20 protein-coding genes are annotated in these 24,735 nt (G+C 66.5%); 7 read left to right on the top strand and 13 right to left on the bottom strand.

Features of this window, described 5'->3' with window-relative positions:
- Positions 1–132 precede the first annotated feature (132 nt).
- From Q0894_RS12985 to Q0894_RS12975, 3 genes are read right to left on the bottom strand one after another with little or no spacing between them, the layout of a single operon-like run.
- A complete protein-coding gene (locus tag Q0894_RS12985) occupies positions 133–1,581 on the bottom strand; it encodes an N-acetylmuramoyl-L-alanine amidase (protein WP_299236058.1) in 1,449 nt (482 codons plus the stop codon).
- Positions 1,581–2,087, bottom strand: coding sequence for a tRNA (adenosine(37)-N6)-threonylcarbamoyltransferase complex ATPase subunit type 1 TsaE (gene tsaE, locus Q0894_RS12980; protein WP_299236056.1), 507 nt, complete (start codon positions 2,085–2,087; stop codon positions 1,581–1,583). Before tsaE ends, Q0894_RS12985 begins: the two co-directional genes overlap by 1 nt.
- Positions 2,088–2,104: 17 nt before the next feature.
- Positions 2,105–3,643 (bottom strand): NAD(P)H-hydrate dehydratase, encoded by a 1,539-nt coding sequence (locus tag Q0894_RS12975; protein ID WP_299236054.1) that lies wholly within the window; start codon positions 3,641–3,643, stop codon positions 2,105–2,107.
- Positions 3,644–3,769: 126 nt separating this feature from the next.
- Between Q0894_RS12975 and queG the strand changes: the two genes are divergently transcribed.
- Entirely contained in the window at positions 3,770–4,873 is a 1,104-nt protein-coding gene (queG, locus tag Q0894_RS12970; RefSeq protein ID WP_299236052.1) for a tRNA epoxyqueuosine(34) reductase QueG, read from the top strand.
- 198 nt (positions 4,874–5,071) lie between these two features.
- Here the strand turns inward: queG and orn are convergent, their stop codons facing one another.
- On the bottom strand, positions 5,072–5,677 hold the full coding sequence (gene orn / locus Q0894_RS12965; protein WP_299236050.1) for an oligoribonuclease: 606 nt from the start codon (positions 5,675–5,677) through the stop codon (positions 5,072–5,074).
- Positions 5,678–5,774: 97 nt separating this feature from the next.
- Between orn and rsgA the strand changes: the two genes are divergently transcribed.
- The 3 genes from rsgA (at position 5,775) to asd (ending at position 8,729) form a co-directional block, all read left to right on the top strand.
- Positions 5,775–6,809: a small ribosomal subunit biogenesis GTPase RsgA gene (gene rsgA, locus Q0894_RS12960; RefSeq protein ID WP_299236048.1), complete on the top strand. Its 1,035-nt coding sequence runs from the start codon at positions 5,775–5,777 to the stop codon at positions 6,807–6,809.
- A 40-nt stretch (positions 6,810–6,849) separates the two neighbouring features.
- Positions 6,850–7,683: a rhodanese-like domain-containing protein gene (locus tag Q0894_RS12955; RefSeq protein WP_299236046.1), complete on the top strand. Its 834-nt coding sequence runs from the start codon at positions 6,850–6,852 to the stop codon at positions 7,681–7,683.
- 200 nt (positions 7,684–7,883) lie between these two features.
- Positions 7,884–8,729, top strand: a complete 846-nt coding sequence (gene asd, locus Q0894_RS12950) for an archaetidylserine decarboxylase (protein WP_299236044.1) — start codon at positions 7,884–7,886, stop codon at positions 8,727–8,729.
- A 166-nt stretch (positions 8,730–8,895) separates the two neighbouring features.
- Here asd and epmA read toward each other — a convergent pair whose 3' ends face one another.
- Complete coding sequence (gene epmA, locus Q0894_RS12945; protein WP_299236042.1) at positions 8,896–9,885, bottom strand: EF-P lysine aminoacylase EpmA; 990 nt, start codon at positions 9,883–9,885, stop codon at positions 8,896–8,898.
- A gap of 191 nt (positions 9,886–10,076) precedes the next feature.
- Complete coding sequence (gene efp / locus Q0894_RS12940; RefSeq protein ID WP_132043320.1) at positions 10,077–10,643, bottom strand: elongation factor P; 567 nt, start codon at positions 10,641–10,643, stop codon at positions 10,077–10,079.
- Positions 10,644–10,759: 116 nt separating this feature from the next.
- On the opposite strand from efp, the gene epmB reads away from it, so the two are divergent.
- Entirely contained in the window at positions 10,760–11,896 is a 1,137-nt protein-coding gene (gene epmB, locus Q0894_RS12935) for an EF-P beta-lysylation protein EpmB (protein ID WP_299236038.1), read from the top strand.
- Positions 11,897–12,006: 110 nt separating this feature from the next.
- Here the strand turns inward: epmB and leuA are convergent, their stop codons facing one another.
- The 7 genes from leuA to pgi all read right to left on the bottom strand — a co-directional run bounded on the left by leuA (position 12,007) and on the right by pgi (position 22,870).
- Positions 12,007–13,713: a 2-isopropylmalate synthase gene (gene leuA / locus Q0894_RS12930; protein ID WP_299236036.1), complete on the bottom strand. Its 1,707-nt coding sequence runs from the start codon at positions 13,711–13,713 to the stop codon at positions 12,007–12,009.
- 349 nt (positions 13,714–14,062) lie between these two features.
- Positions 14,063–14,887, bottom strand: a complete 825-nt coding sequence (locus Q0894_RS12925; RefSeq protein WP_299236034.1) for an ion transporter — start codon at positions 14,885–14,887, stop codon at positions 14,063–14,065.
- Positions 14,884–16,113, bottom strand: a complete 1,230-nt coding sequence (gene serB, locus Q0894_RS12920; protein ID WP_299236032.1) for a phosphoserine phosphatase SerB — start codon at positions 16,111–16,113, stop codon at positions 14,884–14,886. The genes Q0894_RS12925 and serB overlap by 4 nt, the downstream gene beginning before the upstream one ends.
- Positions 16,110–18,362, bottom strand: coding sequence for a DNA topoisomerase IV subunit A (gene parC, locus Q0894_RS12915; protein WP_299236030.1), 2,253 nt, complete (start codon positions 18,360–18,362; stop codon positions 16,110–16,112). Before parC ends, serB begins: the two co-directional genes overlap by 4 nt.
- A gap of 298 nt (positions 18,363–18,660) precedes the next feature.
- Positions 18,661–20,541, bottom strand: coding sequence for a DNA topoisomerase IV subunit B (parE, locus tag Q0894_RS12910; RefSeq protein ID WP_299236028.1), 1,881 nt, complete (start codon positions 20,539–20,541; stop codon positions 18,661–18,663).
- 21 nt (positions 20,542–20,562) lie between these two features.
- Entirely contained in the window at positions 20,563–21,183 is a 621-nt protein-coding gene (locus tag Q0894_RS12905; RefSeq protein ID WP_299236026.1) for a YqiA/YcfP family alpha/beta fold hydrolase, read from the bottom strand.
- Between the two features lie 28 nt (positions 21,184–21,211).
- Positions 21,212–22,870, bottom strand: coding sequence for a glucose-6-phosphate isomerase (pgi, locus tag Q0894_RS12900; RefSeq protein WP_299236024.1), 1,659 nt, complete (start codon positions 22,868–22,870; stop codon positions 21,212–21,214).
- An 83-nt stretch (positions 22,871–22,953) separates the two neighbouring features.
- Here pgi and cmoA point away from each other — a divergent pair, with 83 nt between their 5' ends.
- Both cmoA and cmoB read left to right on the top strand, forming a co-directional pair.
- Complete coding sequence (cmoA, locus tag Q0894_RS12895; RefSeq protein ID WP_299236022.1) at positions 22,954–23,736, top strand: carboxy-S-adenosyl-L-methionine synthase CmoA; 783 nt, start codon at positions 22,954–22,956, stop codon at positions 23,734–23,736.
- 3 nt (positions 23,737–23,739) lie between these two features.
- Positions 23,740–24,732 carry a tRNA 5-methoxyuridine(34)/uridine 5-oxyacetic acid(34) synthase CmoB gene (cmoB, locus tag Q0894_RS12890; protein WP_299236020.1) on the top strand — a complete coding sequence of 331 codons (993 nt, stop codon included), beginning with the start codon at positions 23,740–23,742 and terminating at the stop codon, positions 24,730–24,732.
- The last annotated feature ends 3 nt before the right edge of the window (positions 24,733–24,735 follow it).

Below are 24,735 nucleotides of genomic sequence, written 5' to 3'. Positions count from 1 at the left end.
GAAGCTGGAAGCTGGAAGCTGGAAAAAGCACTATGAACGCCGCCAAGGGTATCAAGCCCTTTCTTCAAGCTTCCAGCTTCCAGGAGCGAAGCGACGCTCTTTCAGCTCTCGGCGAAGCCGGGCTCTTCCAGCTCAAGAGCGGGGGATGCGCAGCACCTGGCCGACCCGGATCACATCGCCATTGAGCTCGTTGGCCTGCTTGAGGCGGCGCACCGGTACATCATGGCGGGAGGCGATCTCGGAGAGGGTATCACCCGGCTGGATGCGATACTCGTTGCCGGCGGTGCTTCGCCCGTTGTCACGCTGCCAGGCCAGCAGGCTGGCCGGGGGCGGGTTGGTGCGGAAATGCTCCTCGACGCCCGCGAAGATGGCTCGAGCCATCTTCTCCTGGTGGGCAGGGTCGAGTAGGCGGCGCTCCTCCTGGGGGTTGGAGATAAAGCCGGTCTCGACCAGCAGCGACGGAATATCCGGTGACTTGAGCACCACGAAACCGGCCTGCTCCACCCGCGGCTTGTGCAGCCGGTTGACGCGCCCCATGCGATCCAGCACCTGCCCCCCGATGGAGAGAGAGTCGTTGAGGGTCGCGGTCATGGTCAGGTCGAGCAGCACGCCGCGCAGCACCTCGTCCTTGTCCTTGAGCGAGAGATTGCCATCCACACCGCCGATCAGGTCGGCCTTGTTCTCGCTCTCGGCCAGCCACTGGGCGGTCTCGGAGGTGGCCCCACGCTGGGAGAGCGCAAAGACCGAACTGCCGTTGGGGCGCGGACTGTGAAAGGCATCGGCATGAATGGAGACGAAGAAGTCCGCCTTCTGCTCACGCGCGATATGGGTGCGCTGGCGCAGTCCAACGTAATAGTCGCTGTCGCGGATCATCACCGCACGGAACCCCTCGGTCGCATTGACTCGCTGCTGAAGGCGCTTGGCGATCTGCAGCACCACGTCCTTCTCGAGGGTGCCCGAGGGGCCGATGGCGCCGGGGTCCTCGCCGCCATGGCCGGCGTCGATGGCGATGATGATATCGCGCTTGGGATGCGGCTGAGCCGGCTGGACCACCGCCTCGGGCTCGGGCGTCACCGCCCTGCCGCCGAGGTCGACCTGGGCCTGGGCACGCTTGGCGGCGATCTCCTGCTCACGGATCATCGCCTCGATGGGGTCGATGGGGTCCTCCACGGCACTCTCGCCCGGGTACTCCAGATCCACCACCAGTCGATGGCCATACTGATTGTTTGGGGCCAGGACAAAGTGACGCGGCGCCACCTCGCGCTCCAGGTCCAGCACCACACGCAGGTCATCCCCTTCGCGAACGCCGGAGCGGATACGGCTGATGGCACTGCCGGTCAGGTCGAGCCCGTCGAGGTCGGCCTGCATGCGGCTGTCGTCCAGGTCGATCACCAGCCGCCGCGGATTGTCGAGGGAAAACACCTTGGCCCGGGTCGGTGAGGCCAGGTCGAAGACCAAGCGCGCATGATCCGGCGCGGCCCACAGCCGCAGGTTCTCCACCTCGCCGGCCTCAACCGCGGCAAGGGGGGCCATCATCGACAGGCTCAGCGCCAGCAGGCGATGCAGGATGGCTGGTCTCATCAGGGAGCCCCCTCACCGGGCTTGGCCGCGCGACACCACTCGGTGACGGCGGGCATGGCGGCCAGGCGAGCCAGGGCCGCTTCGCCATGGGCACTATGCGCCTCCAGCACCGCCTCGCGGCCCTCGCCCACCACGTCAAGTTCGATGCGAAGATCGGGACCGGGCAACCAGCCCTCACCACGAACCGGCCACTCGATCAGGCTCAAGGCATCATCTCCGAGCAGGTCTCGGCCGCCGATGAACTCGAGCTCCTCGGGGTCCCCCAGCCGGTAGAGGTCGAAGTGGTAGACCCGCTTGCCATCGAGTTCGTAGGGCTCCACCAGGGTATAGGTCGGGCTCTTCACCGCGCCACGATGACCATAGGCACGCAACACGCCGCGAGCCAGGGTCGTCTTGCCGGCCCCCAGCTCGCCGACGAGATAGACCCGCCCACGCCCCTGCAGGGCACGCCCCAGGCACTCACCCAGGCCCACCTGGCACGCTTCATCATCGAGTCGCAGCCGCATCGTCCTCGCCCTTGCCATCACACGTCGCCATCACACCCGGCCGGGTTGACCAGAATTCGCGCATAGGATGCCAGATCACCGGCCAGCAGACCACGCTCTCCGGCGTCTGCCGCGGCCAGATCCGCGGCCCTGGCGTGCACCAGCACCCCCAGCCGGGCGGCGATTTCCAGCGGCACTCCCTGGGCCAGCAGGGCACCGAGCATCCCGGAGAGCACATCCCCCATGCCACCGCTGGCCATGCCGGGGTTGCCGAAGGGGCAGACCGCAACCCCCTCGGGGCCCGCGATCAGGCTGCCCGCCCCCTTGAGAACCACCACCCCGCCGAAGCGCTCGCGCAGGGCCACCACGGCCGCACGGCGGTCCGCCTCGATCTCGGCCACACGCCAGCCCAGCAGGCGGGCCGCCTCCCCGGGGTGGGGGGTCAGGATCCAGTTGTCGCGGGGCGCCATGCCCTCCTCCGCTCCGGCGAAGTAGGCGGCCAGCAGATTGAGTCCATCGGCATCCACCACCAGCGGCTTGTCGGTCTCGAGTGCCGCCTGCAGCACACCCTGCCCCCAACTGCCCTGCCCCAGGCCGGGCCCCACCACCAGTACATCGGCCTGGGAGGGCAGCTGGCCGAGATCGGTGGCACCACGAATGCCATGGGCCATCACCTCGGGACGACGCACCAGGCTGGCGGCAACATGCGCCGGCGCGGTGGCCAGGCTGATCTTGCCGGCCCCCAGCCGGGCACAGGCCTCGGCGGCCAGCAGCGCCGCGCCCCCGAAACCGGGCGCGCCTCCCAGCACCAGCGCATGGCCACAGTCGCCCTTGTGGGCGGTACGCCGCCGCGCCGGCAGCCAGACAGCTGCCAGCCCCATGTCGAGCAGGTGCGCTGCCGGCACCAGGTCCGTCTCGGCCAGGGCCTCCACCCCCAGACCCCGGAAGCAGAGCTCACCGACATGCTCCGCCGCCGCACCGATATGCAGCCCCAGCTTGTCGCCGATAAAGGTCACCGTGGTAGCCGCCAGCACCGCGTCGCCGAGCACCGCACCGGTATCGGCGTGCAGCCCCGAGGGAATATCGATGGCCAGCACCGGCCTGCCACTGGCGTTGAGCGCCGTGATCGCCTCACGAAAGGCTCCGCGCACCTCGCCGGCAAGCCCGGTCCCGAGCAGGGCATCGACCATCAACTCCCCGGCAAGCCTTATGCCGGGCGTCCAGGATTCGGCGCCCACGCCGGCCGCCGTGGCCATCTCGGCGGCCAGGCGGGCATCGCCACTCAACTCATCGACGGGCCTGAGCAGAACGCGCTGCACCGTGAGCCCCTCGGCGGCGGCCAGGGCGGCCAGCACATGACCATCGCCGCCATTGTTGCCCCCTCCACACAGCACCGTAAGCGAACGGACCTCGGGCCAGCGCTGCCTGAGCACCTGCCAGGCCGCGGCACTGGCACGCTGCATCAGGGCGAAGCCCGCGATGCCACCGGCAATGGTGCGACGGTCCAGTTCACGCACCTGGTCGGCAAAATAGAGCGGGTGCAACTCTGCCTCGGGCCCCTGGCTGGCATCGGTCATGCGGTGTCTCTCCGGTGGCAATGCTTTATCATGGCAGTGGTTCGATAAACGACCTTATCGAACAGTGTAAAGCCTTCGCGGCCAGCGCCAAGTGGCGCCGGCCCCCTGCACGGTGTTTTCGCGATCATGTCCTCCTCGTCTCCCCACGACGACGCCCCCGACCCGCACGCCCTGGCCCAGCGTATCAAGGCCTGGGGGAGCGAGCTCGGCTTCCAGCAGCTTGGCATTACCGATATCGACCTCAGCGAGGATGAGGCGCGTCTGGAGCGTTGGCTGGCGGCTGGCCGGCATGGCGAGATGGGCTTCATGGCCAAGCATGGCACCAAGCGCACGCGCCCCGACGAGCTGGTGCCCGGCACCGTGCGAGTGATCAGTGTGCGGCTGGACTATCTGCCCGCCGAGGTCGAGACCCTCACCACCCTGGCGAGTCCGCAGACGGCCTATGTATCGCGCTACGCCACCGGCCGCGACTATCACAAGCTGATGCGCAAGCGCCTGGCGACCCTGGCCAAGTGGATCGAGGCCGAGACAGGCCCCTTCGGCTACCGTGCCTTCGTCGACTCGGCGCCGGTCATGGAGCGCGCACTGGCGCGCAAGGCGGGGCTCGGCTGGGTCGGCAAGAATGCCATGCTGATCAACCCGCGGGCCGGCTCGCTGTTCTTTCTGGGCGAACTGTATACCGACCTGCCGCTGCCGGCGGATGAGCCCTTTGCCGGCGAGCACTGCGGCAGCTGCAGCGCCTGTCGCACCGCCTGTCCCACTGGCGCCATCGTCGAGGACCGTGTGGTCGACGCCCGGGCCTGCATCTCCTACCTGACCATCGAGCTGTTCGGAGCGATTCCCGAGCACTATCGCGAGGCCATGGGCAATCGGGTGTTCGGCTGTGACGACTGCCAGCTGGTCTGTCCCTTCACGCGCTTTACCACGCCCACCGCCGAGACGGACTTCTCGCCGCGCCACGACCTCGATCGCGCCAGCCTGCTCTCGCTATTCGCCTGGGGTGAGGAGGAATTTCTGGAGAAGACCGCCGGCAGCCCGATCCGCCGCATCGGCTACGAGCGCTGGCTGCGCAACCTCGCCGTGGGGCTGGGCAACGCCCCCTGGAGCGAGGCCACCGAGGCGGCGCTGAGAGCACGCCTGCCCTACCCCTCCGACCTCGTCCGCGAGCATGTGCGCTGGGCGCTGACCCGTCAGCGGGAAAAACGCCAGCAGCTGATTGCGACCAGTTGAACACTACCCCTGGAGTCGCTATATGCCGGCGACTTAGCCCTTTTGGAGGCAACAGGTACTGCCCAAGTGAGCGGCGCCGGGGACAGGGCTGGAGGGGGTCCGAAGACCAGGGATGGCTGAGGTAGCGCCCAAGGATGGGTTCACAGCGCCCCCGATCAGGCCTGTCGCCGGAAAAGCCGCGCCTTATTCTCCAGTCGCCTACTCCTCCTCGTCGCTGTGCTGTCCCGGCAGGCGCAGAAAAGTATTGCGATAGTGGGCAAGCTCGGCGATGGACTCCTTGATGTCATCCATGGCCAGGTGCACGTTGCGCTTGCTGAAGCCCGCCAGGGCGCCGGGGTTCCAGCGCTTGGCCAGCTCCTTGAGGGTGGAGACATCGAGGTTGCGGTAGTGGAAGAAGGCCAGCAGCCCTGGCATCTCACGCTCAAGGAAGCGACGATCCTGATGGATGCTGTTGCCGCACATCGGCGAGCTGCCGGGCTCGACATGCTCCTGCAGGAACGCCAGGGTGCGCCGCTCGGCCTCGGCGGTATCCACATCGCTCGCCTGCACGCGCGCGGTAAGCCCCGATTCGCCGTGGGTTCGGGTACACCACGCATCCATCCCCTCGAGCAGGCTATCCGGCTGCTTGACCGCGATCACCGGCCCTTCGGCGACAACATTGAGCTCGGCATCGGTGACCAGGGTGGCCACCTCGATGATCCGCTCCCTGTTCGGGTCGAGGCCGGTCATCTCCAGGTCGATCCAGACCAGACGCTGGCTGCGGGGGTTCTGCTTATCGTCTTTCACTGACGCGTTCGTGCTCATGGAAACACCTTCTCCTGCGGGGGCCGACTCGCAACCTCGCGACAGCCGGCGTCATGGATGAGTACAATGCCATCATTGTACCGAGCATCAGGGCCCCATGAGCAAACGCAAGCTGAGTCGCCAGCAACGCTGGCGTATCGAGAAGATACAGGCCGAGCGCGCCGCACGCGCCACCCGGCACGACGTCCAGGAAGAGGAGCTGCTCACCGCCGGCGACTACGGCGCCGAGCAGCCGGGACGGGTGATGGCCCACTTCGGCCGCACCCTGGACGTGCGGCCGGACGCCGACGACGAATCGATACGCTGCCATCTACGCGCCAACCTCGATGGCCTGGTCACCGGCGACCGAGTGATCTGGCGCGGCAGAACGGACACCGAGGGGCGCATCGTCGAGGGCGTGGTGGTCGCCCGCGGCGAGCGCGACAACGTGCTGGAGCGCCCCGACGCCCGGGGCCAGCTCAAGCCGGTGGCGGCCAATATCGACCAGATCCTGATCGTCTTCGCGGTGGAGCCCGAGCCCCACCCCAATCTGATCGACCGCTACCTGGTGGCCGCCGAGGCCACCGGCATCACCCCCGTGCTGGTGCTCAACAAGGTCGACCTGCTGCCCGACGGCGGCGGTGAGCTGATGGCACTGCTGCAGCGCTACGCGGCACTCGGCTATCCGGTGGTGGCCACCACCACCGCCAGCGAGGATGGCCTGGCGAGCCTGCTGTCGCGGCTGGCCGGCCGCACCTCGGTGTTCGTGGGGCAGAGTGGTGTGGGCAAGTCGTCACTGATCGACCGCCTGCTCCCCGACGAGGGGCTGCGTATCGGTGACCTGTCGAAGGATTCTCGCAAGGGCACCCATACCACCACCACCGCGCGGCTCTACCGGCTGCCCCGCGCCGAGGGGGCCGAGCTGATCGACTCCCCGGGCATTCGCGAGTTCGGCCTCGGCCACCTGACCGAACAGCAGGTCACCGAGGGCTTTGTCGAGTTTCGCCCCTATCTCGGCCAGTGTCGCTTTCGCGACTGCCGCCACCGCCAGGAACCGGGCTGTGCCCTGCTTGCCGCGGTGGAGCGTGAAGAGATTCATCCCGAGCGATTCGCCAGCTACCGGCGCATCCTCGACTCCCTGGAAGTGAGCTGAGCGGACCTGTCATACAAGGCTGTCATACAAGGAGAGTCCCATGAGTTCAGAAGCCAACCTGCTACCGCTGATCGTCGAACCGGAGCAGCTCGCCGAGCACCTGGATGCCCCGTCGCTGCTGATCATCGACGTGCCCATGCGCGGCGACAGCTATACCGAGGGTCATGTCCCCGGTGCCGTGTTCCTCGACAAGGCTCGGCTGATGCGTGGCGAGGGCGAGGTCCCGAACCGCGAGCCCAGTATCGAGCAGCTCTCGGCCCTGTTCAGCGACCTCGGCCTGACGCGTGACACCCATGTGGTGGCCTATGACGACGAGGGTGGCGGCTGGGCAGGCCGGCTGCTGTGGACCCTGGAGCTGATCGGCCATACTCGCTACTCCTACCTCAACGGCGGCATTCATGCCTGGCGTGCCGCGGGCCAACCGCTCGCCACCGAGGCCAGCGCCCCCACGCCCAGCGACTATGAAGCGGAGCTTCTCGCGCCCGAGGTGCTGATCGAACGTGACGAGATCGCCGAGCGCCTCGGCGAGAAGGGGTTCGCGGTATGGGATGCCCGCTCACCCGCGGAGTACCGCGGCGAGAAGGGCGAGAACAAGCATCTCGGCCATATCCCCGGAGCGGTCAATCTGGAGTGGACCCAGGCCATGGATCCCGAGCGCGGCCTACGCCTGCGCGACTATGCCGAGCTGATCACCGAGCTCGAGGCCCTGGGTCTGACCCCTGACATGGAGGTGGCCACCCACTGCCAGAGCCACCACCGCAGCGGCTTCACCTGGCTGGTGGGCAGGGCACTGGGCTTCGAGCGAATTCGCGCCTATGCCGGCTCCTGGAAGGAGTGGGGCAACCGCGATGATAGCCCCATCGAGAAGCCGTAAGCTGGAAGCCGTAAGCTGGAAGCTGGAAGCTGGAAGCTGGAAGCTGGAAGCTGGAAAGCAGCATGAATTCTCTGCCAAAGGCGCCAAGCCCGCTCTTCAAGCTTCCAGGAGCGAAGCGACGCTCTTCCAGCTTTTAGCTAAGCCTTGCTGATCCCAACCTACCAATCTACATTCTGAAGCCTTTTGAGAGCTCCCGCATAGTGTCCCTAGCCAAGCTATTTGCCCTGATCCAGTACCCCGTGCCCCACCATCTGCTCTCGCGGCTGGTGGGCCGGCTGGCCGAATGTCGCCAACCCGCGCTCAAGAACACCCTGGTGCGTGCCTTTATCCGCCGCTTCGGGGTGGACATGGCAGAGGCCACCGAGCCCGACCCGACCGCCTATGCCACCTTCAACGACTTCTTCACCCGGGCGCTCAAGGACGACGCACGGCCCATCGGCGAGGGCGTGGCCAGCCCAGCCGACGGCCGTCTTTCGCAGTTCGGGGCCATCGAGGCGGGCCAGCTGCTGCAGGCCAAGGGACATCGCTTCTCGGCCGAGGCGCTGCTGGGCGGCGACACCGAGGCCGCGACCCGCTATCTCGGCGGCAGCTTCGCCACCATTTACCTGTCACCCAGCGACTATCACCGAGTGCATATGCCACTTTCCGGCACCCTGACCGAGATGGTCTACGTGCCGGGCCGGCTATTCTCGGTCAACGCCGCCACCACCGAACATGTGCCGGGCCTTTTCGCTCGCAACGAACGCCTGGTGTGCCACTTCGATACCGAGCACGGCCCCATGGCCATGGTGCTGGTGGGCGCGATGATCGTCGCCGCCATCGAAACTGTATGGGCCGGCCAGATCACGCCCCTGCCCCATGGCGAGGTGCAGCGCATCCGCTTCGATACCCCGGTACGCCTGGAGAAGGGCCAGGAGATGGGCCGCTTCAAGCTTGGCTCCACGGTGGTGATGGCCTTCGCCGAACCGGTAACCTTCGCCGACAGGCTCGATCCTGGCGTCAAGGTGCAGATGGGAGAGTCACTAGGGCCGGCTCGCCCTTCTTAGCGAGGGGCGCCGGGGACAGGTCGAAGAGGGGGGGCCTACGCCATGGATGGCGTCGGTAGCGTACAGGGAAGTATTCACAGCGCCCCCTCGTCGGTCCGGCGCTCCGGGGCCTGTCGACGGATCAGCCACGAGCGGCACATAGTCCGCACAGTGTCCGGGAAACTTGCTAACAGCGCGGCGTGGCGAAGGCCATGACCTCCGCCACGCTCTCTTTGCCCAGCGCGAGCTGAATCAGTCGGTCGATGCCGAGCGCAACCCCGCTCCCCTCGGGCATGCCGTACTCCAGCGCCGCCAATAGCCGCCGATCGACCGTGACCTCGGGCAACCCGGCCGCCCGCCGGGCAGCGTTGTCCTCGGCAAAGCGCGCCGCCTGCTCCTGACCATCGGTCAGCTCATCGTAGCCGTTGGCCAGCTCCAGTCCCTCGAGATAGAGCTCGAAGCGCGAGGCCACCCACTCACCATCCTCCGGGTCGCGATGGCGCCGCGCCAGAGCCGCCTGGCTGGCCGGATAGTCCACCACCACATCGATGGCGTCCCGCCCCAGGTGTGGCTCGATCTCGAGGCTGATCAACAGATCCAGGCAGTCGTCGCGGCTGGCATCGGCCATCGCGAGTCCCCCCCTCTCCTCGGCCAGGCAGCGCAGCTCGGGCAGCGCCACACGAAAGGGGTCGATGGCGAGGTACTCACGAAACAGCTCGCGGTAGCGGCGATGACGCAGCGGGCCCGGGTTATCCCCAGATTCTCGCCCCAGCACGCACCTCACCAGCTCCGCGGTCTCCTCGATCAACCCTTCGAGGGACATGCCGGGGCGATACCACTCCAGCATGGTGAACTCGAGGTTATGGCGCCGCCCGACCTCGCCATCACGGAAACAGCGGGCCAGCTGGAAGATCGGCCCCGACCCCGCCGCCAGCAGCCGCTTCATGGGAAACTCCGGCGAGGTCTGCAACCACAGGCGCTCGCGGCCGGCGGGCGTGGTGGCCGCGGCCGAGAGCGAGGCCAGATGCAGGTCGGTGCTGCCGCCGTGGCCCAGGACCGGCGTCTCCACCTCGAGCACACCGCGAGCGGCGAAGAAGCCGCGCACCTCGGCCAGCAGACGAGCCCGCTCGCGCAGGGTCGCCATAGTGGCAGTAGGCTGCCAATCGATAACTGACATGGTGAGTACACCCAGGGAGGGGGAGATTCGCCTGATACAGCGGGCTCCTGCGGGTAAGGCGTTACCTCATCCGTTGCAGGAGCCCGACTTGTCGGGCGATTGACGGAGGCCGCAGCTGGTCGCCTTCGGCGCCAATCGCGCGATGAATCGCGCTCCTACAGGAGGTCGTCAACAGACGTGTCGTCGAGGGATCAAGCCCGGCTGACGTACTCACCGCTACGCGTATCCACCTTCAGCACCTCGCCCTCGTTGATAAACAGCGGCACACGCACCACGGCGCCGGAGGAGAGCGTGGCCGGCTTGGAACCGCCCTGGGCGGTGTCGCCCTTGAGGCCGGGGTCGGTCTCGGTAACCTCGAGCTCGATGAAGTTGGGCGGGGTCACGCTGATCGCGTTGTCGTTCCACAGCGTGATGGTGTAGACCACCTGCTCCTTGAGCCACTTCTCGGTGTCGCCCAGGGCCTTCTTCTCGACCGGGTACTGCTCGAAGGAGCCGTCGGTCTTCATGAAGTACCACATCTCGCCATCGTTATAGAGGTACTCCATGTCCAGATCCAGGACATCGGCGCCTTCCAGGCTCTCGCCGGACTTGAAGGTACGCTCCCAGACGCGGCCGGTCATCAGGTTGCGCAGCTTGACGCGGTTGAATGCCTGACCCTTGCCGGGCTTGACGAACTCGTTCTCGACGATCGAGCAGGGATCGCCGTCCAGCATCACCTTCAGACCGCCCTTGAATTCGTTGGTAGAATAGTTAGCCATCTTCACTCACTCATGGTCGAGCGCGCCCACGGAGACCCCGCGGCGCGCTGGGAAACGATTTTCGACGAGGCAGGCCAGAACGGTCAGCGCCTCGTTCGCATTGACTGGTGTAACGCATGATAACCCGAAGCCCCGCTCCTTTGCAGCGCCACGACGAGGCTGAGGAGCCCGCTATCGCTACTACCGGCACCGCCGCCATCACCACTACTGCCAACACCACCGCAACTACCCACGTAGACGTCCCCACCGACAGCGAACACACCGCACCACTTTCGCTGCCACCCGCCTGGCAGGCGCAACTGTCTGGCGCCATCCGTGACCCGCGCGAGCTGTGCCGGCGCCTGGGGCTGGATGAACGCTGGCTACCCGGTGCCGAGGAGGGTCATGCGCTCTTCGAGGTGCGCGTGCCCGAGGCCTTCCTTGCACGCATGCGCCCCGGTGACCCCGACGATCCCCTGCTGCGCCAGGTGTTGCCGCTGGGCGAAGAGGCGCACCCCACCCCCGGCTATGTCGCCGACCCGCTGGAAGAGGCCGCCCACACCCCGGCCAAGGGGCTGATTCACAAGTATCACGGCCGCGTGCTGCTGATCACCAGCCCCGCCTGCGCGGTCAACTGCCGCTACTGCTTCAGGCGCCACTTCCCCTATGCCGAGAACTCCCCCTCCATGGCACAGTGGGAGGCCAGCCTCGATACCCTGCGTAATGATCCCTCGATCACCGAGGCGATCCTCTCCGGCGGTGACCCCCTGGCGACCAGCGACCGTCGCCTCGCCTGGTTGAGCGAGCGCCTGGAGGCCATTCCCCACCTCAAGCGCCTGCGCATCCATACCCGCCTGCCGGTGGTCATTCCCGAGCGCATCGACACCGAGCTGCTCGGCTGGCTCGGCGCCACACGCCTGCAGAGGGTGATGGTGCTGCATATCAACCATGCCAACGAGATCGACGAGGCCGTGATCGCCGCCTGCCGCCGCCTGAGCGATGCCGGCGTGACCCTGCTCAACCAGAGCGTGCTGCTGCGTGGGGTGAATGACCAGGTCGAGACACTGGCCGCTCTTTCCGAACGGCTCTTCGAGGCCGGCGTGCTGCCCTACTACCTGCATGTGCTCGACCCGGTGGCCGGCGCCGCGCACTTCGACGTGCCAGACGACGAGGCCCGCGAACTGGTCGCGGGCCTCAGGGACGTGCTGCCGGGCTTTCTGATGCCGCGGCTGGTCAGGGAAATCCCTAGCGAAGGCAGCAAGACACCCTTGTAGGAGCCCAATTCATTGGGCGATGGAGGCAGCCATCATCCCTGGATGACACCGCCGGGCGCCTGCGGCGCCAATCGCCCGATAAATCGGGCTCCTACAGCAAGGCAAGCCCGTCAGGCAAGGGTGGCCGCGGTAACGTTCGCCGCGGGGGCCTGGGTGGAGAGCTTGCGGTTGATGGCGCTCATCACCCCCTTGATCGAGGCACTGGTAATGCTCTCGTCAGTGCCCACGCCGAAGACCGATTCACCGTCGATGCGCACCTCCACGTACGCGATCGCCTCGGCATCGGAGCCCTGGCCGCGGGAGTGTTCGTGATAGTCGATGATCTCCACATCGTGACCGGCGGCCGCCATGGCCCGGATAAAGGCGGCCAACGGCCCGTTGCCCTGCCCCTGGATGGTGCGGCGCTCGCCGTGCTCCTCGATGGTCGCCTCCAGGGTGACCGTCGGGCTATCGGGCTCCGAGGAGAGACGGTGGCTGACCAGGCCGAAGGGTGAGGTCTGCTCGAGGTACTCGTCGCAGAAGGCCTGATAGATCATCTGAGCGGTGATCTCCTTGCCGGTGCGATCGGCCACCTCCTGCACCACCTGGCTGAACTCGATGGAGAGGCGACGCGGCAGCTCGATGCCGTGCTCCTGCTCCAGCAGGTAGGAGACCCCGCCCTTGCCGGACTGGCTGTTGACGCGGATCACCGCCTCGTAGCTGCGGCCCACATCCAGCGGGTCGATGGGCAGGTAGGGAACGTCCCAGGTGGCATCCGGATTGGCGCGACGCTCGGCCATGCCCTTCTTGATGGCATCCTGGTGAGAGCCGGAGAAGGCGGTGAACACCAGGTCGCCCACATAGGGGTGACGCGGATGGACCGGCAGCTGGTTGCAGTACTCCACCTCTCGCATGATCGGGGTGATATTGGAGAAATCGAGGCCCGGATGCACCCCCTGGGTGTACATGTTCATCGCCAGGGTCACGAGATCGACATTGCCGGTACGCTCGCCATTGCCGAACAGGGTGCCCTCCACGCGGTCGGCGCCGGCCATCAGGGTCATCTCGGCGGCGGCCACCCCGGTGCCACGGTCATTATGCGGGTGCACACTGACGATCAGCGCCTCACGGTTCCTGATGTTGCGGCAGAACCACTCGATCTGGTCGGCGTAGTTGTTGGGGGTGCCCACCTCTACCGTGGCCGGCAGGTTGACGATCATCGGCTTCTCGGCAGAGGCACCGTAGGTCTCCATCACCGTCTCGACGATCTCCTTGGCGAAGTCCATCTCGGTGGTGGTGAACAGCTCCGGGGAGTACTGGAAGGTCCAGTTGGTCTCGGTCGCCTCCTCCATGCGCTGCTTGATGCGCGTGGTGGCGTCCACGGCGATCTGGATGCACTGGGGCTTGTCGACCCCGAACACCACGCGCCGGAACATCGGGTCGGTGGCGTTGTAGACGTGAACGATGGCGCTCTTTACCCCCTTGAGCGCCTCGAAGGTGCGATCGATCAGATGGTCGCGGGCCTGGGTGAGCACCTGGATGGTGACATCATCGGGGATGCGATTCTCCTCGATCAGCGAACGCACGAAGTCGTAGTCGGTCTGGGAGGCCGAGGGGAAGCCCACCTCGATCTCCTTGAAGCCGATCTTCACCAGCAGGTCGAAGAGGCGCTGCTTGCGCTCCTGGTCCATGGGATCGATCAGCGACTGGTTGCCATCACGCAGATCGACGCTGGTCCAGATCGGCGGCTGCTCGATGCGGCGGTTGGGCCACTGGCGATCAGGCAGATCCACGGCGACGAAGGGGCGGTACTTGGCGGCAGGGTTATCGAGCATCATGGCGGCGTTCTCCTCTGGATATGGGGGCGTCAGGCGTGCTGGCGTTCGGAAACGACAGCGCCCCGATGGCCAGAAGGCGATCGGGGCGCTGCATGAAGGATCACGGGACGACGGGCATCAACCCAGTGGGGAGATACCGGGACGACCGGGAAACAGGGGGTATAACAGCATGTGGTGACGGGGGTGATTGACATGGTACGACCTCTTGACGACCGGGGCTCCAGCGGGGGAGCAGTGACTCGGCGATGCAGGCGGCATCGCCAGCGCTCAGGCTAGCGCTAGTAGTCGTAGGTCGAGGTCGTACGTGGTCTGGTTCATGCCCCTAGAGAATCAGGCCTGAGGCGCGTTGTCAACTCCGCCGCTCAAGCAGTCCCTCCATGCGCGAGAGCTGCTCGCGCAATTCGCGCACATCGTCCCGCAGGCCATGGAGCTCGGCGGCCTCCCCCTCCCCGCTCTCGATCTCCATCTGCACGCTTTCCTTCTGCATCACGTCGAGCACGATGCCTATCATCATATTGAGAAAGATGAAGGCGGTCAGGAAGATAAACGTCAGGTAGTAGAGCCAGCTCCAGGCATACACCTCCTGGGTGGCATACATCACGTCGGTCCAGTCCTCGAAGGTGGCGATACGGAAGAGCGTGAGCATGGCGGTGGCGATATTGCGCCACAGGAAGTCGTCCACATCGGCGAACAGGAAGCTGCCGATGGCCGCATAGATGTAGAAGATGATGAACATCAGCAGCGCCACATAACCCATACGCGGAATCGACTTGACCAGCGCCGCCATCAGCATGCGCAGCTCGGGGATCATCGACACCAGGCGGAGCACCCGGAAGATGCGCAGCAAGCGAGCCAGCAGCACCATCTCCGAGTCATCCAGCGGGATCAGGCTGGCGGTGACGATCAAGAAGTCGAAGACATTCCACCCCTGGCGGAAGAAGTCCCGCAGGCGCTTCTCCGCCGCCATGCGAATCAGGATCTCCACCAGGAAGAACACGGTGACCGCCACATCCAGCACTAACAACCACTGTTCGAAGCGGCTGGTCTCCTCGTAGGTCTTGGCGCCGATCAGCAGCGCCGAGAGGATGATGATGGCGATGACCGCGGTCTCGAACAGCTTGTTGGCGCGCAGTCGTTCGAAGCGGTCGCGCCAGGTGTCGAAACTCGCACTCACGCGTCCGCCTCCTCCAGATCGCCCTGGCGGTAGCCGATCAGATAGAGCACGGCATCGAGGCCCAGGGTCGAGAGCGAGTGCCGTGCCTGGGCACGCACCAGCGGCTTGGCGCGAAAGGCGATGCCGAGCCCCGCGGCGGCCAGCATCTTGAGATCGTTGGCGCCATCGCCCACGGCGATGGTCTGCTCCATGGCCAGCCCCTCACGGGTGGCGATATCGCGCAGCAGCTCCGCCTTGCGATCGGCGTCGAGGATCGGCTCACGCACCTCACCGGTCACCTTGCCATTCTCGATCACCAGCTCGTTGGCATGGACCTCATCGAAGCCGAGCCGCTGCTGCAGATGACGGGCAAAGTAGGTGAAACCGCCAGAGAGAATGGCCGTGCGATAGCCCAGGCGCTTGAGCTGGGTCATCAGACGCTCGACGCCATCCATCAGTGGCAGCTCCTCGGCAATCTCAGCCAGCACCGCCTCGTCGAGCCCCTTGAGCTTGGCCATGCGCTCGCGAAAACTCTGCTGGAAGTCGAGCTCGCCGCGCATGGCACGCTCGGTGACCTCGGCGACCTCGTCGTAGACCCCATGACGGCGGGCCAGCTCGTCGATTACCTCGGCCTGGATCAGGGTGGAGTCCATGTCGAAGCACACCAGCCGGCGATGGCGACGCCAGATGGAGTCCTCCTGAATGGCGATATCGACCCCATGCATGGCGCCCAGCGCCAGTGCCTTCTCACGCAGCGCATCGAGGTCGACCTCATCGCCACGCAGCCAGCACTCCACGCTGGCGCCCTGGATGCTGTCGTGTTCCTGAGGCACGCCGCCATCCAGCGGCTCGCGGCCGGAGAGGCGATGGATCAGCTCCACCGTCAGGCCATGCTCGGCGGTCAGCGAACCGACCTCGGCCAGGATGCCCGCGGGCAGGTGCGGCGCCAGCAGGGTAAGGATCAGCCGTGGCCGACTGGCCTGACTGCTCCAGCGCTGGTAATCCTCGGCGCTGACCTGAATCGCCTGAACGTCGAGGCCCAGCTCATCACCCGCCGCCGACAGCGCGGCCTCGAGGTCGCTATCGCGGTCCAGACCCACCAGGGCCTCCAGCGACAGCATGCCGAAGGTCACGCTCTGGTTGATATCCAGCAGCCGCGCGCCACTTGCCGCCAGCGCCTTGCCCAGTCCGGCCAGCTGGCCCGGCCGTGCCACGCCGGTGGCGCGAATCAAGATTCGTCTTGTCATTCGGAAACCTCAAGTCTGTCGACCTTCTGCAACCCACGAGGCAGCTTGCTGCCGCGCCGGCCGCGCTCGCCAAGATAATAGGCCAGATCGTTGGCCTTGAGCGTCAGATGGCGCTTGCCGGCATGCACCACCAGGCTGGCATCGGCCGGCAATACCACCAGGTCGCGGACGAACTCCTCGCGCCGCGCGGCACGCGGTCCGGGGATATCGATCATCTTGTTACCCTTGCCCTTGGCCATGTCGGGAAGCTCGCTCAGGGGGAAGAGCAGCAGTCGCCCCTCGTTGGAGACCGCCGCGACCAGCGCCCCCTCTCCCTCGGGCACCGCCACCGGGGGCAGCACGTTGCAGCCCTTGGGTACCGCGAGCACCGACTTGCCCGACTTGTTCTTGCCCACCAGCTCCTCAAGACGGGCGACGAAGCCGTAGCCGCCGTCGGAGGCGAGCAGATAGCGGGTCGCCGGTGGCGCCAGCATCACTCCGGCGATATGGGCACCGGCCACCACATTGACCCTACTGGTCACCGGCTCGCCCTGGCCCCTTGCGCTGGGCAGGTTGTGTGCCTGAAGGGTGTAGGCGCGGCCGGTATCGTCGAGCAGCACCAGCGGCTGGTTGGTCTTGCCACGGGCGGCGAGATGGAAGCGGTCGCCAGCCTTGAAGGAGAGCCCCGCGGGGTCGATCTCGTGGCCCTTGGCGCTGCGAATCCAGCCCTTCTCGGAGAGCACCACGGTCACCGGGTCGGCCCCCACCAGCTCGACCTCGGAGAGCGCCCGGGCCTCTTCGCGCTCGACGATGGGCGAGCGGCGCTCGTCACCGTGGGCCTCGGCGGCGGCACGCAGCTCCTCTTCGATCAGGTCGGTCAGCTTGGCCTCGTTGCCCAGCAGCTCCTGCAGATGGGCACGCTCGGCCTCAAGCTCCGACTGCTCGCCACGGATCTTCATCTCCTCGAGCTTGGCCAGGTGGCGCAGGCGCAGCTCCAGGATCGCCTCGGCCTGACGATCGCTGAGACCGAAGGCCTCCATCAGGGCGGGTTTTGGCTCATCCTCCTCGCGGATGATGCGAATCACCTCGTCGATATTGAGGTAGGCGATCAGCAGACCTTCGAGCAGGTGCAGGCGGTCCTCGACCTTGCCCAGGCGGTGCTCCAGGCGCCGGCGCACCGTGGAGCGCCGGAAGCGCAGCCATTCGCCGAGCATGTCGGGTAGCGGCATCACCCGTGGCCGGCCGTCCAGGCCGATCACGTTCATATTGATGCGGATGTTCTTCTCGAGGTCGGTGGTGGCGAACAGGTGCGCCATCAGCGACTCGATATCGACGCGATTGGAGCGCGGCTCGATCACCAGCCGGGTCGGCTCCTCGTGGGTCGACTCATCACGCAGGTCGGCCACCATGGGCAGCTTCTTGGCCTGCATCTGGGCGGCGATCTGCTCGAGTACCTTGGCGCCACTGACCTGATAGGGCAGCGCGGTGATCACCACGCTCCCCTCCTCCCGCACATAGCGAGCGCGCAATTTCACCGAGCCGCGACCGTTCTCGTAGACCTTGCGCAGGTCGGCACGCGAGGTGATGATCTCCGCCGCGGTGGGGAAGTCCGGCGCCGGCAGGTGCTGGACCAGATCCGTGGTGGTCGCCTCGGGATGACGCAGCAGGTGACAGGTGGCCTCGACCACCTCGTTCACATTGTGCGGGGGAATATCCGTCGCCATGCCGACGGCGATGCCGGTGCCGCCATTGAGCAGCACATGAGGCAGCCGCGCCGGCAGCACCACGGGTTCGTTCATGGTGCCGTCGAAGTTGGGGGTCCAATCCACGGTGCCCTGGCCCAGCTCGGCGAGCAGCACCTCGGCGAACTTCGACAGCCGCGCCTCGGTATAGCGCATGGCCGCGAACGACTTGGGGTCATCGGGGCTGCCCCAGTTGCCCTGACCATCCACCAGCGGGTAGCGATAGCTGAACGGCTGGGCCATCAGCACCATGGCCTCGTAGCAGGCGCTATCGCCGTGAGGGTGGAACTTGCCTAGCACATCGCCGACGGTACGCGCCGACTTCTTGTACTTGGCGCTGGCGTTGAGGGCCAGCTCGCGCATGGCGTAGATGATGCGGCGCTGCACCGGCTTCATGCCGTCGCCGATATGCGGCAGCGCCCGGTCGAGAATGACGTACATCGAGTAGTCGAGGTACGCCTTCTCGGTATATTCGCGCAGCGAAAGGCGCTCGACGTCGCCCTCCGCCACCTGGATATCCATGGTCATACGGTATGCCCTTGGTCAGGGTGTCCAGAGACTGTCTGAGTAGTACCTCATGCAGTCATGCTATCTATCTCGTAGGAGCGCGATTTATCGCGCAATTTACCTGCTCCCATCGCCGGATAAATCCGGCTCCTACAAGGCGTAGGCGGTTGCCATAATCATCGTAGGAGCGCGATTCATCGCGCGACTTACCCGCTCCCATCGCCGGATAAATCGGGCTCCTACAAGGCGTAGACAGCTGCCATAATCGTCGTAGGAGAGCGATTTATCGCGCGATTGGCGACATTCATAGTGCTCGTGGCTACACCTCTATGTCAGCGAGGTTGCCGTAGTCCTCGAGCCAGCTCTTGCGGTCGGCGGCCCGCTTCTTGGCCAGCAGCATGTCCATCATCTCCATGGTGCCGTCGTCGGCCTCGCGGGTGAGCTGGACCAGGCGGCGTGTCTCCGTGGCCATGGTGGTCTCGCGCAGCTGCAGCGGGCTCATCTCGCCCAGGCCCTTGAAGCGCTGGACGTTCACGGTGCCGCGCTTGCCCTCCAGCTTGCGCAGGATCGCCGCCTTCTCGCTCTCGTCCAGGGCGTAGAAGACCTCCTTGCCCAGGTCGATACGGTAGAGCGGCGGCATGGCCACAAACACGTGGCCGGCGTCGACCAGTGCCGGGAAGTGACGCACGAACAGCGCGCACAGCAGGGTGGCGATATGCAGGCCATCGGAGTCGGCGTCGGCAAGAATGCAGATCTTGTTGTAGCGCAGCTTGGAGAGGTTGTCGCTGCCGGGATCCATGCCCACGGCCACGGCGATATCGTGGACCTCCTGGGAGCCGTAGATCTCGTGGGACTCCACCTCCCAGGTGTTCAGTATCTTGCCGCGCAGCGGTAGGATCGCCTGGGTCTCGCGATCGCGCGCCTGCTTGGCGCTGCCGCCGGCGGAGTCCCCCTCCACCAGAAACAGCTCGCTGGCGGCCGGGTCCTGACCGGAGCAGTCGGCCAGCTTGCCGGGCAGCGCCGGCCCCGAGGTGACCTTCTTGCGCGCCACCTTCTTCGAGCTCTTCTGGCGGCGCTGGGCGGCGCTGATCACCAGCTCCGCCAGGGCCTCGGCCTGGTCGACATGCTGGTTGAGCCACAGCGAGAAGGCGTCCTTGACCACGCCGGAAACGAAGCCCGCCACGGTGCGCGAGGAGAGCCTCTCCTTGGTCTGACCGGCGAACTGCGGGTCGAGCATCTTCACCGAGAGCACATAGCTGACCCGCTCCCAGAGGTCCTCGGCGCTGAGCTTCACCCCCCGCGGCAGCAGGCTTCGGTACTCGCAGAACTCGCGCAGCGCCTCGAGCAGGCCGGCGCGAAGGCCGTTGACGTGGGTGCCGCCCTGGGGCGTGGGGATCAGGTTGACGTAGCTCTCCAGCAACGGCTCGCCCCCTTCGGGAAGCCACTGGATCGCCCAGTCCACGCCCTGCTCGTCATCGGCAAAGTGGCCGATAAAGGGCGAATCGGGCAGTACCTCGAAGCCATCGGTCGCCTGGGCCAGGTAGTCACGCAGGCCATCCGCGTACTGCCACTCGCTCTCGGTGCCATCGGGCTCCACCAGGGTCACCTTGAGCCCCGGGCAGAGCACCGCCTTGGCACGCAGCAGGTGCTTGAGCCGCCCGATGGCCAGGCGTGGGCTATCGAAGTAGCTGGTCTCGGGCCAGAAACGCAGCACCGTGCCGGTATTGCGCTTGCCCACGCTGCCGATCACCGCAAGGCCAGAGACCGGCTCGCCGTGTTCGAAGGCGATGGCGTGACGGCTGCCATCGCGCAATACCTCCACCTCCAGGCGCCGGGAGAGGGCGTTGACCACAGATACCCCGACCCCATGCAGACCGCCGGAGAACTGGTAGCTGGCGTTGGAGAACTTGCCCCCGGCATGCAGCCGGGTCAGGATCAACTCCACCCCGGAGACGCCGTGCTCGGGGTGAATATCGATGGGCATGCCGCGGCCGTCGTCGGAGACCTCGATGCCACCATCCTCGAACAGGCGCACGGCGACGCGACTGGCGTGGCCGGCCAGCGCCTCATCGACGCTGTTGTCGACCACCTCCTGGATCAGGTGGTTGGGGCGGCTGGTATCGGTGTACATGCCCGGGCGCTTGCGCACCGGCTCCAGGCCGGAAAGCACCTCGATCGAGCTGGCACTGTATTGCGTCATGAGTCGTCCGGTTCCTTAGTGTTAGCTGGCCTGCCACTCCCGCGGCAGGGCGTGACCGCCATGCGCCAGCACCGCCGGCAGGTGTCGAGCGAGTACCGTGAAGGCGTGGTCGGCCCCGGGGTGCAGCAGCATTGTTGCGCCACGATAGAGCGCGCAGGCATGGGCGGGGTCGAGCACCTCATCGGCGGTTCCCAGCAGCAGCAGATAGCGTTCGGGACTCACCGCCTCGGGCGTCAGTGCCGCCAGCTCGGCCAGGTGCCGCTCGCCGATCGTGAACCGCTCGCCGGTATGGTCGTTGACGAACTGCTCGCCCACCCACTCAGCCACCAGATCCGCCGGACGCACCGCCGGGTTGATCAGCACACCGGCAAGCGCGAAACGCTCGGCCAGGCAGGTCGCCAGAAAGCCCCCCATGGAGCTTCCCGCCACCAGCGGGCGCTCGCCCAGTTCGGACAGGTGCGACTCCGCCAGTGCCAGGGCCTCACTCGGCTGGTGTGGCAGCTGGGGCGTGATGCAGGGCACTCCCACGGCCACGCAGGCGCGCCGCATCAACACGCCCTTGGGCGAGGCGGCCCCGCTGTTGAAGCCGTGAAGATAGAGCACCCCGGTCGCAGGCGCTGACTGCCTCGAGCCGCTCAGCATACCGCAACACCTGTATAGGTAGCCAGCCTCATGGGGACTCCTCTGCCGCCCAGGCCGCCTCGATCAGGGCTCGCGTGGAGGCATCCATGGTCGCCAGCCCCTCATGGCTCTCGAGGATGCGCTGGGTCTCGCCGGCGATCTTCTTGCCCAGCTCGACCCCCCACTGGTCGAAGGGGTTGATCCCCCAGATCGTGGCCTGAACGAACACCTTGTGCTCATACAGGGCGATCAGTGCCCCCAGGGTGGATGGCGTCAGCTCGTCGAGCAGCAGGGTGCTTGAGGGCTGGTTGCCGCGGTAGCGCTTGTGGCCGGGGCGCGGGCCGTCATCATCGATGGCGTCATCCCCCAGCATCAGCACCCGGGACTGGGCGAAGCAGTTGGCCAGGGTCAGGCGGTGCTGCCCCTTGAGGTGGGCGCGGGTCGCGGCATCCTCGACCCCGTCGTAGCGCCGCAGCGGCGCGATGAAGTCGCACTCCACCGCCTGGGTGCCCTGGTGGAGCAGCTGATAGAAGGCGTGCTGGGCATTGGGGCCGAGCTGGCCCCACAGCACCGGGCAGGTGGCATAGCCGACCTCGCGCCCTTCATGGGTCACCGACTTGCCGTTGGACTCCATCTCCAGCTGCTCGAGATAGGCGGCGAAGTACTCCAGGCGTCCATCGTAGGGCAGGATGGAGTGGGCGCGAATATCCAGGAAGTTGACGTTCCAGATCCCCGCCAGGGCCAGCAGCACCGGCAGGTTGTCCGCCATCGGGGTCTCGCGGAAGTGGCGGTCCATGGCGTGGGCGCCGGCCAGCAGCGCCCGGAAGTTCGGCATGCCGGTCACCAGGGCGATGGGCAGGCCGATGGCGCCCCAGAGCGAATAGCGCCCCCCTACCCACTCCCAGAACTCCAGCTGATGCGCCGGGGCGATGCCCCACTCGCTCATCTTCTCGGTGCTGGCCGACACGCCGATAAAGTGCTGACGCATGATCAGCGCGGCATCCACGCCATCGCTCTCCATCAGGCGGGCCATCAGCCAGTCACGCGCGGTATTGGCATTGGAGAGGGTGTCGATGGTGGTGAAGGACTTCGATGACAGCACGAACAGGGTGGTCTCGGGATTCAGGCGCAGCAGGTAGTCGGCCAGCTGGGAGCCATCCATGGTCGAGGCAAAGTGCACCTCGATGGTGTGCACGTCATCGGGGCGATAGTCGGTCAGGGCATGGGTCACCATCAGCGGGCCGAGGTCCGAACCACCGACCCCCAGGTTGACCACATCCCGGATCGGCTTGCCGGTGGCCCCTCGCCACTGACCGGCATGAAACAGCGCCACCATCTCCGTCATGCGCTCCAGGGTACGGTGGACCCCGGGTACCAGGTCCTCCCCCTCCACCACCAGCGAAGCCTCGGCGGGCAGCCGCAGCGCCGTATGCAGGGCCGGGCGATCCTCGCTGACGTTGACTCGCTCGCCGGCGAGCAGGCGCTCGATCGCGCCGGGTACCCCGGCCTCCTCGGACAGGGCCAGCAGGCGCGTCAGGGTCTCCCTGGACCAGCGCTGCTTGGAGAGGTCCAGGGTGAGGCCCGCGGCATGGCGGGTAAAGCTGGCCTGACGATCCGGCTCCGCGGCAAACAGCTCACGCAGGTGGCGTTGGCTCACTTCAGCGGCATGCGCCTCGAGCTCACGCCAGGCGGCGCTCTCGTTGATCATCCTTCTCCTCCTTGAAAGCGACGGGTGCGAGGGCGAGGCGGCACGCGTAGAATGGCGCCCGTTTCCGTCTATCTGGCCCGATCATGAGTGACGCATCTTACCGTGACGCGATCTTTTCGACACCCCTCGACCGGGTGGCCCGCTTCTCCTTCGACGAGCGAGTCGTCGCCTGCTTTCCCGACATGATTCGTCGCTCGGTGCCGGGCTACGGACAGATACTCGGCATGCTGGGGCTGATCGCCCAGCGTCACCTGCGCCACGGCGCCCGGGTCTATGACCTGGGCTGCTCGCTGGGTGCCGGGGGCCTGGCCCTGGCCGGCCAGCTCGCCCCGGACGCCTTCCGCTACACCGGGGTCGACCTCTCCCCGGCCATGGTCTCCCGCGCCCGGGAGACGCTGGCCGCCGAGTGCCCCGACCACGCCATGGAGGTGCTCGAGGGCGATATCCGTCAGCTGGAGTATCAGCCGGCGGGCATGATCGTGCTCAACTTCACGCTGCAGTTCCTGCCTCCGCAGGACCGCGAGGCCGTGGTGGCACGACTGTTTGCCGCCCTGGAGCCCGGCGGTGTGCTGGTGCTTTCGGAGAAGATCCGCGCCGAGGACGAGCAGGAGAATGCCTGGCTGGTAGAGCGTTACCACGATTTCAAGCGCGCCAACGGCTACAGCGATCTGGAGATCAGCCAGAAGCGCACGGCGCTGGAGAACGTGCTGGTGCCCGACACCCTGGCCGAGCACCATGCGCGTCTCGACCAGGCCGGCTTCTCGCGTACCCACACCTGGTTCCAGCTGCTCAACTTTGCCTCCCTGATCGCCTTCAAGCATGAGGCTTCCAGGGGGGCTGCCACCCCGACGCCACACGAGGCCTGAACCATGCCGATTGCCGCCGAGCACCGCGAGCTCTATCGGGCCTTTATCGACCAGGGGCTCGACACCTGGCTGGCCCGCCTGCCCGACCAGCTCGCCCGCGGCCTCGACCGCAGGCGCTTCGGTGACCTGCCCGCCTGGGAGAAGGCGGTGGCCAAGCTGCCGGCGCTGCCCGACGAGCGGCATGTACAGCTGAATGCCGATACGGTCAGCGTCGAGCTCGCGCTCGACGAGAGTCGCCGGCGCCAGTGCGAGAACCTGCTCAGAAAGCTCGCCCCCTGGCGCAAGGGGCCCTTCTCACTGGGCGGGATTCATATCGATACCGAGTGGCGCTCCGACTGGAAGTGGCAGCGCGTCGCTCCACACCTGGCGCCGCTCGCCGGCCGGCGCATCCTCGATGTGGGCGGCGGCAGCGGCTACCACGGCTGGCGAATGGCCGGCGCCGGGGCCGGCTTCGTGCTGGTGATCGACCCCTCGCCGCGTTTCTTCTGGCAGTTCCGGGCGGTACGCCACTTCGTCGGCGATGCCGATGGCCTGCGCACCCACTTCCTGCCGGTGGGCATCGAGGAGGTACCCGAGAATCTCGGCTTCTTCGATACGGTGTTCTCCATGGGCGTGCTCTATCACCGCCCCTCCCCGCTGGAGCATCTGCAGCAGCTCAAGGAGGCGCTCCGGCCCGGTGGCGAGCTGGTGCTGGAGACGCTGGTCGTGGAGGGGGATGCCACCACGGTGCTGCTCCCCGGCGAGCGCTACGCCGCCATGCCCAATGTCTACTTCCTGCCCTCTTCCGCGGCCCTCTGCCACTGGCTCGAGCGCTGCGGCTTCGAGAACGTGCGCGTGGTGGACGAGGCGGTGACCACCACCGACGAGCAGCGCGCCACCGACTGGATGACCTTCCAGTCGCTGGCGGACTTTCTTGATCCCGAAGACCCCACCCGGACCCGAGAGGGCTATCCGGCACCGCGCCGTGCGGTAATCATCGCCAACCGAGCGCGCTGACGC

The organism is uncultured Halomonas sp., from assembly GCF_947501415.1.
Taxonomy (GTDB): domain Bacteria; phylum Pseudomonadota; class Gammaproteobacteria; order Pseudomonadales; family Halomonadaceae; genus Halomonas.
This window is presented reverse-complemented; position numbering and strand designations above follow the sequence as displayed.

Bases quoted from the DNA above. Each gene is read 5' to 3' on its own strand.
- serB (WP_299236032.1), bottom strand. From the start codon at position 16,113: ATGACAAGACGAATCTTGATTCGCGCCACCGGCGTGGCACGGCCGGGC.
- orn (WP_299236050.1), bottom strand. From the start codon at position 5,677: ATGAGCACGAACGCGTCAGTGAAAGACGATAAGCAGAACCCCCGCAGC.
- cmoB (WP_299236020.1), top strand. From the start codon at position 23,740: ATGCCGATTGCCGCCGAGCACCGCGAGCTCTATCGGGCCTTTATCGAC.
- Q0894_RS12955 (WP_299236046.1), top strand. From the start codon at position 6,850: ATGAGTTCAGAAGCCAACCTGCTACCGCTGATCGTCGAACCGGAGCAG.
- Q0894_RS12975 (WP_299236054.1), bottom strand. From the start codon at position 3,643: ATGACCGATGCCAGCCAGGGGCCCGAGGCAGAGTTGCACCCGCTCTAT.
- efp (WP_132043320.1), bottom strand. From the start codon at position 10,643: ATGGCTAACTATTCTACCAACGAATTCAAGGGCGGTCTGAAGGTGATG.
- cmoA (WP_299236022.1), top strand. From the start codon at position 22,954: ATGAGTGACGCATCTTACCGTGACGCGATCTTTTCGACACCCCTCGAC.
- parE (WP_299236028.1), bottom strand. From the start codon at position 20,541: ATGACGCAATACAGTGCCAGCTCGATCGAGGTGCTTTCCGGCCTGGAG.
- pgi (WP_299236024.1), bottom strand. From the start codon at position 22,870: ATGATCAACGAGAGCGCCGCCTGGCGTGAGCTCGAGGCGCATGCCGCT.
- queG (WP_299236052.1), top strand. From the start codon at position 3,770: ATGTCCTCCTCGTCTCCCCACGACGACGCCCCCGACCCGCACGCCCTG.
- Q0894_RS12985 (WP_299236058.1), bottom strand. From the start codon at position 1,581: ATGAGACCAGCCATCCTGCATCGCCTGCTGGCGCTGAGCCTGTCGATG.
- rsgA (WP_299236048.1), top strand. From the start codon at position 5,775: ATGAGCAAACGCAAGCTGAGTCGCCAGCAACGCTGGCGTATCGAGAAG.
- Q0894_RS12905 (WP_299236026.1), bottom strand. From the start codon at position 21,183: ATGCTGAGCGGCTCGAGGCAGTCAGCGCCTGCGACCGGGGTGCTCTAT.
- tsaE (WP_299236056.1), bottom strand. From the start codon at position 2,087: ATGCGGCTGCGACTCGATGATGAAGCGTGCCAGGTGGGCCTGGGTGAG.
- epmB (WP_299236038.1), top strand. From the start codon at position 10,760: ATGATAACCCGAAGCCCCGCTCCTTTGCAGCGCCACGACGAGGCTGAG.
- leuA (WP_299236036.1), bottom strand. From the start codon at position 13,713: ATGATGCTCGATAACCCTGCCGCCAAGTACCGCCCCTTCGTCGCCGTG.
- parC (WP_299236030.1), bottom strand. From the start codon at position 18,362: ATGACCATGGATATCCAGGTGGCGGAGGGCGACGTCGAGCGCCTTTCG.
- epmA (WP_299236042.1), bottom strand. From the start codon at position 9,885: ATGTCAGTTATCGATTGGCAGCCTACTGCCACTATGGCGACCCTGCGC.